Below are 12,022 nucleotides of genomic sequence, written 5' to 3'. Positions count from 1 at the left end.
TCCACAGGGCGCCGATTGGTTCCCGCCCGAACTGGTTACGCTCGAAGACGTGAGCAGGCTCCAGGTCGTCAGCGGCAAGGGCGGGACCGGCAAGACGACGGTCGCCGCGGCCCTCGCGTTGGCTCTGGCCACGGAAGGGAAGCGGACGCTTCTCGTCGAGGTCGAGGGCCGACAGGGCATCGCACAGCTCTTCGAAACGGAGGCGCTGCCGTATGAGGAACGCAAGATCGCCGTCGCCCCGGGAGGCGGAGAGGTGTTCGCCCTCGCCATAGATCCCGAACTGGCCCTCCTGGAATACCTCCAGATGTTCTACAAGCTGGGGAGCGCCGGACGGGCCCTGAAGAAGCTCGGCGCGATCGACTTCGCCACCACCATCGCCCCCGGCCTGCGGGACGTGCTCCTGACGGGCAAGGCGTGCGAGGCGGTCCGGCGCAAGGACAGGTCCGGGCGGTTCGTGTACGACTACGTCGTCATGGACGCCCCGCCCACGGGCCGGATCACGCGCTTTCTGAACGTCAACGACGAGGTCGCCGGGCTGGCGAAGATCGGTCCGATACACCATCAGGCGCAGGCCGTGATGCGGGTGCTGAAGTCCCCGGAGACGGCCGTCCACCTGGTGACCCTCCTGGAGGAGATGCCCGTCCAGGAGACCGCGGACGGGATCGCCGAGCTGAGGGCGGCGAAGCTGCCGGTCGGGCGGGTCATCGTGAACATGGTGCGGCCCGAGGTGCTGGACACGTCCGGTCTGGAACTCGTACGGACCGTGCCGCGCGCCGATCTCGCCCGGTCGCTGTCGGCCGCGGGACTCGGCGGGGCGCGCCGCGGACAGAACGCCGAGCGGCTGGTGGACCCGCTGCTCGCGCAGGCCGAGGAGTACGCCGAGCGGTATCTGCTGGAGCACGAACAGCGGGCCGTGCTGGCCGAGCTGGGCCTGCCGCTGCACGAACTGCCGCTGCTCGCCGAGGGTATGGACCTGGCGGGCCTGTACGAACTCGCCACCGAACTGCGGAAGCAGGACGTCTCATGAGTCCGGACCCCACATCGACGCACCACCGTCTCGCGCCCACGCGCGTGCTCGACATCGACCCCCTGCTCGACGACCCGGAGACCCGCATCGTGGTGTGCTGCGGCTCGGGCGGGGTCGGCAAGACCACCACGGCGGCGGCGCTGGGCCTCAGGGCCGCCGAGCGCGGCCGCAAGGTCGTCGTGCTCACCATCGACCCGGCCCGCCGGCTGGCGCAGTCCATGGGCATCGACTCGCTGGACAACACCCCGCGCCGGGTGAAGGGCGTCGAGGGCGACGGCGAACTGCACGCCATGATGCTCGACATGAAGCGCACCTTCGACGAGATCGTCGAGGTGCACGCCGATCCGCAGCGGGCCGCCGCGATCCTGTCGAACCCCTTCTACCAGTCGCTCTCGGCGGGCTTCGCGGGCACGCAGGAGTACATGGCGATGGAGAAGCTGGGCCAGCTGCGGGCCCGGGACGAGTGGGACCTGATCGTCGTCGACACCCCGCCCTCGCGCTCCGCGCTGGACTTCCTCGACGCACCCAAGCGGCTCGGGTCGTTCCTGGACGGTCGGCTGATCCGGCTGCTGACGGCCCCGGCGAAACTGGGCGGCCGGGCGGGGATGAAGTTCCTCAACGTCGGCATGTCGATGATGACCGGCACGCTCGGCAAGCTGCTCGGCGGTCAGCTGCTGAAGGACGTCCAGACGTTCGTGTCCGCGATGGACACCACCTTCGGCGGGTTCCGCACGCGCGCGGACGCGACGTACAAGCTGCTCCAGGCGCCCGGGACGGCGTTCCTGGTGGTGGCGGCCCCCGAGCGGGACGCGCTGCGCGAGGCGGCGTACTTCGTGGAGCGGCTGGCCGCCGAGGACATGCCGCTGGCCGGGCTGGTGCTCAACCGGGTCCACGGCAGCGGCGCCGACCGGCTGTCGGCCGAGCGGGCGCTCGCCGCCGCGGAAAATCTTGAGGAGCCCCGCATTGTGGATCAGGGGGGAGGGAAAGCTGGACTTCGTAACTCTCCCGACACGTACGGCAGTTCAGATGCGCATGCTTCCCGGACACCGGCTCCCGACGAGGACTCCCCCGCCGCCACGGACGAGGACGACTCCCCCGTCGTCACGGACGAGAACACCTCGCAGAGCCCTGCCGAACAGCTCACCGCGGGCCTGCTGAGGCTGCACGCGGAACGTATGCAACTCATCGCCCGCGAGCAGCGCACGCGTGACCGCTTCACCGCACTGCACCCCGAGGTGGCGGTGGTGGAAGTGGCCGCGCTGCCCGGTGATGTGCACGACCTCACAGGGCTGCGGAACATCGGCGACCGGCTCGCGGCCCACCGGCCGGAGCTGCCCGTCGACGACGTCTGAAGGCGGGCTCCCTCAGGGGGCGCCCGCAGCCTTCAGCTCACCGCAGCCTTCGGTCCGCCACGCGCGATCGGTTCACCGCGCCAACGGTTCACCGCGGCCTTCAGCTCACCGCCGCGTAGTTCTCGTACACCTCGTCGTCGTCGAGGGGCACCAGGCCGGCCCCCCGCTCGTACTCCAGCCGCGCGGTCTCCAGCAGCCGGCGCCAGGAGGTGACGGTCGGGCGCCTGCGCAGCAGTGCGCGGCGTTCCCGCTCGGTCATTCCTCCCCACACGCCGAACTCGACGCGGTTGTCCAGCGCGTCGGCCAGACATTCCGTGCGTACCGGACATCCGGTGCACACCGCCTTGGCCCTGTTCTGCGCTGCTCCCTGAACGAACAGTTCATCCGGATCGGTAGTGCGGCAGGCCGCCTGCGCACTCCAGTCGGTTACCCAGCCCATACCGGCGCCGTCCTCTCCCGAATCGAGGCTCCCCCACGGCGGCAGCGGCATATTCACCGCCGCCAGTTGAGGACGTTACGGAAGGTGGGCACAGCGCAACACCCCCAGCGGGCCCAATCTTGAATGGTCCGAACGGACTATGCGTAGGCGGCAGATCACCCGGGGGAGTGAGCCCGCGACATGCGCGACCAACCCGACATTTCGGGATGGTTCAGTTGCGTCACAACGGACGCCCGGTGACACACAAGGCCGATTCGGACACGCACCCAACACACCTCGGAGAAAAAGGCCGAGGGGATCCGGAACGATTCGGGGTCGCCGGACGTATTGATACGTGGTCCTACTGCTGTGACAGTTGAGAGCAGCTTAGGCCAAGGCATATACGCGTGTCCGGCGAATGAGAACGTAGGCTGCCCTCATGCCAAAGAAGCGCTCGGGCGGTGGTCTGTCGCCAACGCAGCAGGCCGCCAAGTTCCTCGGTGTCAGTGTGCTCGCGGGAGCCGTCATGGCCGGCATCGCGCTGCCCGCCGTCGGCGCGCTGGGCCTGGCGGCGAAGGGTTCGGTGGAGAGCTTCGACGAGCTCCCCGCCAACATGAAGACCCCGCCGCTCAGCCAGCGGACCACCATCCTCGACTCCCGCGGCGACCACATCGCCACGGTCTACTCGCGCGACCGCACGGTGGTCGACCTCAAGGACATCTCGCCGTACATGCAGAAGGCGATCGTCGCGATCGAGGACTCGCGCTTCTACCAGCACGGCGCGGTCGACCTCAAGGGCGTCCTACGCGCCCTGAACCGCAACGCGCAGAGCGGCGGCGTCGCCGAGGGCGCGTCCACGCTCACCCAGCAGTACGTGAAGAACGTCTTCGTGGAGGAGGCAGGCGACGACCCGACGAAGGTCGCGCAGGCCACCCAGCAGACCCTCGGCCGCAAGATCCGCGAACTGAAGTACGCGATCCAGGTCGAGGAGGAGCTGGGCAAGAAGAAGATCCTCGAGAACTACCTGAACATCACCTTCTTCGGCCAGCAGGCGTACGGCGTCGAGGCCGCCTCCCAGCGCTACTTCTCCAAGTCCGCCAAGGACCTCGAACTGCAGGAGGCGGCGCTCCTCGCGGGCATCGTCCAGTCGCCCAGCCGGTACGACCCGGTCAACGACGAGGCCGAGGCCACCAAGCGGCGCAACATCGTCCTGCAGCGGATGGCCGAGACCGGCGACATCTCCCAGGCGGACGCCGACAAGGCCATGCGGCAGCCGCTGGAGCTGAAGGTCAGCCGGCCGCAGAACGGCTGCATCACGGCCGTCAAGGGCGCCAGCTTCTTCTGCAAGTACGTCGAGAAGGTCTTCCTCAACGACCCGGTCTTCGGCAAGACCAAGGAGGAGCGGGCGAAGATCTGGAACCAGGGCGGTCTGACCATCAAGACCACCCTCGACCCGCAGGCCCAGGAGTCGGTCCAGGCCTCGCTCGCCGACCACGTCAACAAGGACGACCAGGTGGCCGCCGCGACCACCCTGGTCGAGCCCGGCACCGGCAAGATCCTCGGCATGGGCCAGTCGAAGCCGTACGGCTACAACAAGAACGAGACGGAGTACAACTACTCCGTCGACTCCGCCTGGGGCGGCTCCAACTACGGCTTCCCGACCGGTTCGACCTTCAAGCCCTTCGTCGCCGCGGCGGCGCTGGAGGAGGGGCGGCCGGCCACGCAGGAGTACTCGTCGCCGTACGACATGGAGTATCCGAGCCCGGTCCAGACGTGCTCCGGCAAACAGTGGCTCAACAACGACAGGGCGACCGTCGAGAACGAGGACGAGTCCGAGGTCGGGCCGTACCGGCTGAAGGAGGCGATGGCCAAGTCGGTCAACACCTACTTCGTGCAGATGATCTCCGACATCGGCCTCTGCCCGGTCGCGAAGATGACCGACAACCTGCACGTCGTGCAGGGCAACGGCGACAAGCTCCCCGAGGTGCCCGCCATCGCCCTCGGCTCCAAGGGCATCTCCCCGCTGACCATGGCGAGCGCGTACGCCGCCTTCGCCGCGCGCGGCATGTACTGCACGCCGGTCGCCATCGAGTCGATCACCCAGAAGATCGGCGACCAGCAGAAGTCGCTGGAGGTGCCGAAGTCGACCTGCTCGCGGGCCATGTCCGAGCAGACCGCCGACACCGTCAACACCCTGCTGCGCGGTGTGGTCGACTCCGGTACGGGCCAGGAGGCCGGCCTCACCGACCGTGACAGCGCCGGCAAGACGGGTACGACGGACGAGCGCCGCAACGCCTGGTTCGTCGGCTACACGCCCAACCTGGCGGGCGCGGTCTGGGTCGGCAGCGCCACCCAGCAGGTCAAGATGGAGAACATCAGCATCGGCGGCGTCTGGCACGACAAGGTCTACGGCGGCCGCGTGCCCGGCCCGATCTGGCGCGACGCCATGACCGGCGCCCTCTCCGGCAAGGAGGCGTCGTCCTTCACCCTCGTCGACATCCCGGACGGCGACGACCGCGAGGACGAGGACGGTGACGGGAACGGCCGTGGCAACGGCAACGACAACGGCAACGGGGACGACAACGGCGGCCTGATCGAGGGGCTGACCAACGGCGGGGACGGCGGGACGTTCCCGGAGCCCACGTTCTCCCTTCCCGAGGGCTGGATCCAGGGCAGCGACAACGGCGGGAACAACGGCAACGGCAACGGCGGGAACTGGCCGTGAGCGGCTGGTGCCCGGCATGCCGTAGGTAGGACCGACGGCACGCCATAGGTGGTGGTACGCCGATGGGGGCGCCCCCGTGAGGAGGGGCGCCCCCATCGGCGTACGGACGTCTGACGCGGTGATCGCCGGTGGCGGGCGGCCTCAGCCCGCGAGGAGCTTCTTCACCGCCGCGGCGACGCGGCCGCCCTCCGCCTGGCCGGCGACCTTCGGGTTCACGATCTTCATGACCGCGCCCATGGCGCGCGGCCCCTCCGCGCCGGCCGCCTTCGCCTCCTCGACGGCCTGGGCGACGATCGCGTTCAGCTCGTCGTCGGACAGCTGCTTGGGCAGGTACGCGGCGAGCACCTCGCCCTCCGCCTTCTCCCGCTCGGCCGACTCGGCGCGACCACCCTGCGCGAAGGCGTCCGCGGCCTCACGCCGCTTCTTCGCCTCCTTGGTGATCACCTTCAGCACCTCGTCGTCGGAGAGCTCGCGCTTCTCCTTGCCCGCGACCTCCTCCTTGGTGATCGCGGCGAGCGTCAGCCGGAGCGTCGAGGAGCGGAGCTCGTCGCGCTCCTTGATCGCGGCGTTGAGGTCTTCCTGCAGCTTCGACTTGAGCGTGGTCATGACGTCGATTGTCGCAGGTGTGCACGGCCGGACGCCCGTTGATTTGGGGGACGGCCGGGCGCGGGGGCACCACGGGGTCTGACACGATGGTCGTATGCGCGCGCGATACGGAGTACCCCTCGGCATCACGGCGGTCGCGGCCGCCGGTCTTCTCTACTCGGCCGGGTTCGAGGCCCGTTCCTTCCGTCTGCGACGGGTGACCGTCCCCGTACTGCTGGCGGGCATGCGCCCGCTGCGCGTGCTGCACGTCTCCGACATCCACATGGTCAGCGGCCAGCGCAAGAAGCAGCGCTGGCTGCGCTCACTGGCCGGCCTGCGCCCCGACTTCGTGATCAACACCGGCGACAACCTCTCCGACCCGGAGGGCGTGCCGGAGGTCCTGGACGCGCTCGGCCCCCTGATGGACTTCCCGGGCGCGTACGTCTTCGGCTCCAACGACTACTACGGCCCCAAGCTGCGCAATCCCGCCCGGTACCTGCTCGAGAAGGCCCAGGGCCGCCACGGCCTGAACGGCAACGCGCCCGCGGTCGGCGTCGTCCACAACCCGTGGGAGGACCTGCGGGACGCCTTCGACGCGGCGGGCTGGCTGAACCTCACGAACACGCGGGGGATGCTGAAGGTCGACGGCGTCTCGGTGGAGATGACGGGAGTGGACGACCCGCACATCAAGCGGGACCGCTACGCGCAGGTGGCGGGCGGCCCGTCGGCCGACGCGGACTTCTCGATGGGCGTGGTGCACGCGCCGTACCTGCGCAGCCTGGACGCCTTCACGGCCGACGGCTACCCCCTGATCCTCGCCGGCCACACCCACGGCGGCCAGCTGTGCATCCCCTTCTACGGCGCGCTGGTCACCAACTGCGACCTGGACACGGAGCGGGTGAAGGGCCTGTCGACGCACACGTCCGAGGGCCGTACGTCCTTCATGCACGTGTCGGCTGGGTGCGGGACGAACCGGTACACACCGGTGCGATTCGCGTGCCCGCCGGAGGCAACGTTGTTGACGTTGGTGGGGCGGGAGTAGGGCGGGGCTGGGGCCTCGGAAGTCGGGGCTGGGTGTCGCGCTCGGGTCTGAGGGCTCGGGTCTCGGGGCTCGGCTTCTGGATCTCGGGGCTCGGCTTCTAGATCTCGGGTCTTGGGGCCGGGGTCTTGGGGCCGGGGTCTTGGGGCCGGGGTCTTGGGGCCGGGGTCTTGGGGCCGGGGTCTTGGGGCCGGGGTCTCGAAGACGGGGTCTCGGAGACGGGGTCTCGGGAGGCGCGGAGGGGTGGCGGCGGAGTCGGCATCGACGTGTCCGCGGCGCGGCACGGGAACCACCCGCACCGCCTCCGAGTCACCCGCACAGCCCACCCGCAATGCCCCATTTGCCCGATCTGCTTAGCGTGAGGGCATGACCGCCCCGATACCCAGGGACATCCCGGATCTCCCCGCGATCCCGGGCATCCCCGCGCCGCTGCCCTCGCCGGTTCCCGCCGCGGCGGTGGTGCCCCCCGTACGCCGCCCCCTGACCGCCGCCTTCCGACTCCTCACCGCGCTGACGGCGGCGGCAGCCGTGACGGTCTTCCTCCTCCTCGGCAGCCCTCTACGGGTCCTGAGCTACTTCACGATCCAGAGCAGCATCCTGCTGGCCCTGGTCCTCACCGCATCGGCCCGCCGGGCCTGGACGGCCCGCCGGCCGGTGCGACCCGCACTGACGGGCGCGGCACTCCTCTACGTCGTGACCACGGCCCTGGTCCATCACCTCCTGCTGGCCAACACGTCCAGCGCTTTCGCGATGACCAGCACCGTGACGGGTGACGCGACGCCGCCGCTGCTGCAATCGATCGCCGACCACGTCCTGCACACGGCCGTCCCGATCGCTGCCGTCCTGGACTGGCTGCTCCTCACGACCCCGGGCAGCCTGCACCTCCGCCAGGCCACCACATGGCTCCTGTACCCCCTGGTCTACCTGGCCTTCTCCCTCGCCCGGGGCGAGTACCTGCCCCTCGACACGCCGGGCCGGTACCTCTACCCCTTCCTCGACGTCGACCAGCACGGCTACAAGAGCGTCCTCGGCAACGCCCTCCTCCTGGGCCTGTCCATCTACGCCGTGGCGGTCCTCCTGGTCGCCCTCGACCACGCCCGCCCGAACCCGGTCCGCCACCGCGGCAAAACCGGATTTCGTCTCCAGCCACCAGTGGGCTAAAGTAAACGACGTCGCCGCGACGAGCAGCGACATCGGGGTGTAGCGCAGCTTGGCAGCGCGCTTCGTTCGGGACGAAGAGGTCGTGGGTTCAAATCCCGCCACCCCGACAGTGAAGTACCAGGTCAGGGGCCTGATCCGCAGTGCGGGTCGGGCCCCTGAGTGGTTCCTCCATCAGCGTGACGGCACCAGCGACGGTCTTCTCCGCCTCGTGCTCGGCCAGCCCCGCCCGGTGCAGCCGCAGCCAGGCGGCCTTGGAGAAGGCGCGTTCCAGGACGGTACGGCAGAGGCACTCAGGCGGCGGCCCTCGGCATCGCAGCGCGGACAACGCCTCGACGAGTGCGGACCGTTCCGCCTCGGCCTGCTTCAGCGCGGAGTCGAGCACCTTCTCGATAACTGTAGCCGCTCGTCCACGTCGGTCAGCTCACCGAGTCCGAAGGTGGCGTCGACCGAGTCGTACGGCTCGCTGGGCCTGCCGTTGAGGACCTTGTCGAGATCCGCGTACGACAGGAAAGGGCTGTAGTCGTTCAGGGCCCGCTCCCACCCGATGTCCGCGCAGGTCCGCCGGCCGTGGCCCGGCCGCCTGAACTCGACCTCGGGGCGGTGACGTCGTCGCCGGGCCAGGTGCACGTCAGGGTGGACAGCCGGGGGGCGCCCGCGACGGCGAGGCGGACCTCGACCTTCGGGTCGGCCCCGTCGTGCAGGTTGCGCCAGTGCCGGCGCCACGCCTCGCCCCGCTGCTTGTCCAGGCGGGCGGTCCGGCCCGTGAGCGCCGTCTCGGCGCCCTCGGCGAAGCTGGCCTTCCCCGAGCCGTTGCGCCCCACGACGGGGGTGACGCCGCGCTTCGCGGTCAGCGGCAGACGCGCCTTGCGGCCGATGCCGCGAAAGCCGCCGACGCTGATGGAGTCGAGGAACACCCGCTGGTCCGGGTGCGGAACGGCGGGCGCGCCGGACTCCGTCGCCGTGGCGCCCAGTGCCTCGTGCCGGAGTTCCCTGGGTGCCTATGCTTCCTCAGCGCCAGTTGGCGGCACGATGGGCAGTTCCGCCCACACCGTTTTGCCCAGTGGGTGACGCGGCGCCGAACCCTGGCGCACAGCCAGGGCATCCACCACGAGCAGGCCTCGACCCGACTCGCCCTCAGGAGCCGACGAAGGCGGGTCGCGGCGGGCCTTTTCGCGGAGGCCGCGTCCGCGACCTCGACGCGGACCAGGCCCGCCGCCGTGTCGAGAGCGAGTCGGAGGCCGAAGTCACGTCCGGGCACACGTCCGTGCCGCGCGGCGTTCGCGGCGAGTTCGGCGACGACGAGGGCGACCGCGCACGACGCGTCCGACGCCGGCGGATACCCCCACTCCTCCATGTGCCGTACGGCGAACCGCCGCCATGGTGGACCGGATCATGCCGAGCGACATCAAGCGGGGGGCGACTGCGTGGAGGTGGCCGACGGATTCCAGGAGGCCGTCGTCCCGTCCATGACAGCACGGTCCCGCACGGTCCGGCGCTGTGCTTCGAAGCCACCGCCTGGGCCGCCTTCATAGGCGAGTTGAAGGCCGGGCACCACCGTCCCTGAGGCGTCCGGGCCCTGGCCGCCGTCCGTCTTCCGGGCTCACCGGACCCTTGTCCGCGAGGGCCCGGCAGGCCGCTGTCCTCCCCAAAGAACCGGGGGAAAGAACCACCCGCCCACCCACCCTCCCCGGCCGCACGGCCCGCGTCACCCGTCCGAGTGACCGGCTTGCAGGCGCGGGACACGGGCGGTTACGTTCGCCGCGACAACCGCACACAGACATCGGCCCTCGGCCGGGACGGGCATCCCGAACGAGGGCCTGACCGATCTGGAAGTGAACCCCTTCCCGATGGCTGACCCGCAGTCTAACGCGCCCCTGCGCGCCGACGCCGGAGTACCGACCTCCGGCGTGATCCACGTCCGCACCCGGCTCACCGCCGACTTCACCGTGATCGCCAACGCCCTCGCGCAACGACGCGGCAGCGCGGTCACGGTCGGCGTCGCGGCGTACATCCTCTCCCTGCCCGACGGCGCTCCTGTGACCATCACCGCCCTGTGCGAGCACTTCACCGAGGGCGAGATCCTGATCTCCCGGGCCCTCAGGGAGTGGGAAGAGGCCGGGTACCTGGAGCGCCGCCGCGAGCGCCTGCCCTCCGGGCAGATCCGTACCCGGACGTACTTCTACGACGTCCCCGGCAGCGACGGAACCGATGGCCCGGACGAACCGGACGGCCCGCCCGAGCCGCCGAAGCCACCCCGGCCGCGCAGGCGGCCCGCCGCCGGGGAGGCCCCGTCGCTTTCGGCGCCCACCACGGAGGCGGCGCCCGCTCCCGCTCCGGACGCCCGGGAGCGGGCCGAGGAACCGACACCACTCGCCGACGCCGACCCGCAGGCAGTCGCCGTACTGTCCGCGCTGCGCCGCGTCGATCCCCGCCTCGTCCTGTCCGCGCGCGAGGCCGCCCGGCTGGCACCCGCCGTCTCCGAGTGGCTGGCGGCCGGAGTCGGAGCGCGCGAGATCACCGAACTGCTCACCACACGACTGCCCGACCGCTTCCGGGCCCGCCCGGCAAGCGTCCTCGCCTTCCGCCTGCGGGAGACGCCGCTGCCCGCGCCTCACCCACCACCCCTCCCGGAGACCATCGAGCGCCCGATCGTGCTGCCCTTCCAGACCTGCGACGGCTGCGAGCGCGCCTTCCGCGCACCGGAACCCGGACGACACTGCCGGGACTGCCGGCGGTCCGAGGAGCGCCTGCCGGCCACCGCCTGAGTCGTCGATTCTGAGCGCTTGACCAGCCGGGACACGAGCATGACACTGGATGTACGACATTTGTCATACACGAGAGGAAGGGAGGTAGGAATGGCTTCGAAGACCGACCCGAAGAGCCGCGCCTCAGGTACCACAGCCAGGAGGCGCACCGCGACCGCGACCCGTCCGAAGCAGGGCGACAGCGGTGCGACGAGCGTGGCCCAGGTGCGGCTGCGCCCCGACGAGCTTGAGGACCTGCAACAGGTGATGCAAACCCTCAAGCTGCACTCGCTGTCCGATGCCTTGCGCGAGGGGCTTCGGTTGCTCTCTCGCGAGGCAACCGAGGTCGCCGCCTCTCAGGAGATCCGCGACTTCTATCAGGGCGCCCAGGCTCCGACTCCCGAAGGCGTTCTTCCCGCGACCGCGGACGAGCTGGCGGCAGCGGACGAGACCGAATGGTGAACATCGGCCCGGCGCTGCGGGGCGAGGTCTGGGGCTGTGCCCTGCCCAACCCCATCGGCCCGCATCCGGTGGTCGTTCTCACGGTCAATCGCGTTGCCGAACCGCTGTCGGCGGTGACTGTTGCGGTGATCACCGGGACACCCGGGCCCGCCTCCACCCATGTCCCGGTCGGCCCCGACTGCGGGGTGACCAAGTACGACGAGTCATACGTGAACTGCACCGACCTGCACACCGTGGACAAACCAAGGCTCCGGCGGCGTCTCGGCCTGCTGGATCCGAGCGAGATGCGGCGCGTGGAAGAGCGCCTTCGAGTGATCCTGGGGCTGGCGTAGTCGCCGCCCGTCCCAGAGCCCTCCATGGTCCGGGCGTTTGCTCCGGCGCGCCGTGTCGGCCGAGACGAGCGACGACCGGTAGGCCGGTGTACCGCGTCACGGGCCCGCCACACAGAGATACGTGTCCGATGAACGGACTTCTCTGTCCGCATAACGGTCCGATGTCGCCACCTCGCA

At 70.2% G+C, this 12,022-nt stretch carries 13 protein-coding genes, 1 tRNA gene and 1 pseudogene; 10 read left to right on the top strand and 5 right to left on the bottom strand.

Annotated features, from left to right (window positions below):
- The first annotated feature begins 49 nt into the window (after window positions 1–49).
- Complete coding sequence (locus tag IPT68_RS19870; RefSeq protein WP_189695746.1) at window positions 50–1,027, top strand: ArsA family ATPase; 978 nt, start codon at window positions 50–52, stop codon at window positions 1,025–1,027.
- Window positions 1,024–2,379, top strand: coding sequence for an ArsA family ATPase (locus IPT68_RS19865; RefSeq protein ID WP_189695747.1), 1,356 nt, complete (start codon window positions 1,024–1,026; stop codon window positions 2,377–2,379). Before IPT68_RS19870 ends, IPT68_RS19865 begins: the two co-directional genes overlap by 4 nt.
- Window positions 2,380–2,479: 100 nt before the next feature.
- Here the strand turns inward: IPT68_RS19865 and wblA are convergent, their stop codons facing one another.
- On the bottom strand, window positions 2,480–2,818 hold the full coding sequence (wblA, locus tag IPT68_RS19860; protein WP_189695748.1) for a transcriptional regulator WblA: 339 nt from the start codon (window positions 2,816–2,818) through the stop codon (window positions 2,480–2,482).
- A gap of 418 nt (window positions 2,819–3,236) precedes the next feature.
- On the opposite strand from wblA, the gene IPT68_RS19855 reads away from it, so the two are divergent.
- Entirely contained in the window at window positions 3,237–5,522 is a 2,286-nt protein-coding gene (locus IPT68_RS19855; RefSeq protein WP_189695749.1) for a transglycosylase domain-containing protein, read from the top strand.
- A 141-nt stretch (window positions 5,523–5,663) separates the two neighbouring features.
- Here the strand turns inward: IPT68_RS19855 and IPT68_RS19850 are convergent, their stop codons facing one another.
- Window positions 5,664–6,128 (bottom strand): GatB/YqeY domain-containing protein, encoded by a 465-nt coding sequence (locus tag IPT68_RS19850; RefSeq protein ID WP_189695750.1) that lies wholly within the window; start codon window positions 6,126–6,128, stop codon window positions 5,664–5,666.
- Window positions 6,129–6,222: 94 nt separating this feature from the next.
- On the opposite strand from IPT68_RS19850, the gene IPT68_RS19845 reads away from it, so the two are divergent.
- From IPT68_RS19845 to IPT68_RS19835, 3 genes are all read left to right on the top strand, one after another.
- The gene (locus tag IPT68_RS19845) at window positions 6,223–7,149 is read left to right on the top strand and encodes a metallophosphoesterase (protein WP_189695751.1); all 927 of its coding nucleotides are present in this window, start codon (window positions 6,223–6,225) and stop codon (window positions 7,147–7,149) included.
- Window positions 7,150–7,512: 363 nt separating this feature from the next.
- Window positions 7,513–8,307 carry a Pr6Pr family membrane protein gene (locus IPT68_RS19840; protein ID WP_189695752.1) on the top strand — a complete coding sequence of 265 codons (795 nt, stop codon included), beginning with the start codon at window positions 7,513–7,515 and terminating at the stop codon, window positions 8,305–8,307.
- Between the two features lie 33 nt (window positions 8,308–8,340).
- Window positions 8,341–8,414: transfer RNA gene (locus IPT68_RS19835), tRNA-Pro, on the top strand.
- Here the strand turns inward: IPT68_RS19835 and IPT68_RS19830 are convergent.
- The 3 genes and pseudogenes from IPT68_RS19830 to IPT68_RS34185 form a co-directional block, all read right to left on the bottom strand.
- The gene (locus tag IPT68_RS19830) at window positions 8,396–8,689 is read right to left on the bottom strand and encodes a hypothetical protein (RefSeq protein WP_194073995.1); all 294 of its coding nucleotides are present in this window, start codon (window positions 8,687–8,689) and stop codon (window positions 8,396–8,398) included. The two genes, IPT68_RS19835 and IPT68_RS19830, sit on opposite strands and share 19 nt — an antisense overlap.
- Window positions 8,690–8,831: 142 nt before the next feature.
- Window positions 8,832–9,221 (bottom strand): AAA family ATPase, encoded by a 390-nt coding sequence (locus tag IPT68_RS19825; RefSeq protein WP_189695753.1) that lies wholly within the window; start codon window positions 9,219–9,221, stop codon window positions 8,832–8,834.
- An 84-nt stretch (window positions 9,222–9,305) separates the two neighbouring features.
- A pseudogene (locus IPT68_RS34185) lies at window positions 9,306–9,682 on the bottom strand (ATP-binding protein); the annotation flags it as partial.
- On the opposite strand from IPT68_RS34185, the gene IPT68_RS19820 reads away from it, so the two are divergent.
- The 4 genes from IPT68_RS19820 (at window position 9,572) to IPT68_RS19805 (ending at window position 11,845) form a co-directional block, all read left to right on the top strand.
- On the top strand, window positions 9,572–9,871 hold the full coding sequence (locus IPT68_RS19820) for a DUF397 domain-containing protein (RefSeq protein ID WP_228039773.1): 300 nt from the start codon (window positions 9,572–9,574) through the stop codon (window positions 9,869–9,871). The pseudogene IPT68_RS34185 and the gene IPT68_RS19820 overlap by 111 nt on opposite strands.
- A gap of 283 nt (window positions 9,872–10,154) precedes the next feature.
- Window positions 10,155–11,072, top strand: coding sequence for a hypothetical protein (locus tag IPT68_RS19815; RefSeq protein WP_189695754.1), 918 nt, complete (start codon window positions 10,155–10,157; stop codon window positions 11,070–11,072).
- Window positions 11,073–11,162: 90 nt separating this feature from the next.
- Window positions 11,163–11,513: a hypothetical protein gene (locus tag IPT68_RS19810; RefSeq protein ID WP_189695755.1), complete on the top strand. Its 351-nt coding sequence runs from the start codon at window positions 11,163–11,165 to the stop codon at window positions 11,511–11,513.
- The gene (locus IPT68_RS19805; protein WP_189695756.1) at window positions 11,507–11,845 is read left to right on the top strand and encodes a type II toxin-antitoxin system PemK/MazF family toxin; all 339 of its coding nucleotides are present in this window, start codon (window positions 11,507–11,509) and stop codon (window positions 11,843–11,845) included. The genes IPT68_RS19810 and IPT68_RS19805 overlap by 7 nt, the downstream gene beginning before the upstream one ends.
- Window positions 11,846–12,022: the final 177 nt, after the last annotated feature.

It is taken from the genome of Streptomyces chromofuscus, from assembly GCF_015160875.1.
GTDB classification, from domain to species: Bacteria; Actinomycetota; Actinomycetes; order Streptomycetales; family Streptomycetaceae; genus Streptomyces; species Streptomyces chromofuscus.
The sequence above is the reverse complement of the archived record's forward strand: the minus strand, read 5'-3'. Positions and strand labels throughout refer to the sequence as shown.

Coding starts and splice junctions, on each gene's coding strand:
- IPT68_RS19815 (WP_189695754.1), top strand. CDS start 10,155: ATGGCTGACCCGCAGTCTAACGCGCCCCTGCGCGCCGACGCCGGAGTA.
- IPT68_RS19850 (WP_189695750.1), bottom strand. CDS start 6,128: ATGACCACGCTCAAGTCGAAGCTGCAGGAAGACCTCAACGCCGCGATC.
- IPT68_RS19840 (WP_189695752.1), top strand. CDS start 7,513: ATGACCGCCCCGATACCCAGGGACATCCCGGATCTCCCCGCGATCCCG.
- wblA (WP_189695748.1), bottom strand. CDS start 2,818: ATGGGCTGGGTAACCGACTGGAGTGCGCAGGCGGCCTGCCGCACTACC.
- IPT68_RS19845 (WP_189695751.1), top strand. CDS start 6,223: ATGCGCGCGCGATACGGAGTACCCCTCGGCATCACGGCGGTCGCGGCC.
- IPT68_RS19805 (WP_189695756.1), top strand. CDS start 11,507: ATGGTGAACATCGGCCCGGCGCTGCGGGGCGAGGTCTGGGGCTGTGCC.
- IPT68_RS19855 (WP_189695749.1), top strand. CDS start 3,237: ATGCCAAAGAAGCGCTCGGGCGGTGGTCTGTCGCCAACGCAGCAGGCC.
- IPT68_RS19810 (WP_189695755.1), top strand. CDS start 11,163: ATGGCTTCGAAGACCGACCCGAAGAGCCGCGCCTCAGGTACCACAGCC.
- IPT68_RS19865 (WP_189695747.1), top strand. CDS start 1,024: ATGAGTCCGGACCCCACATCGACGCACCACCGTCTCGCGCCCACGCGC.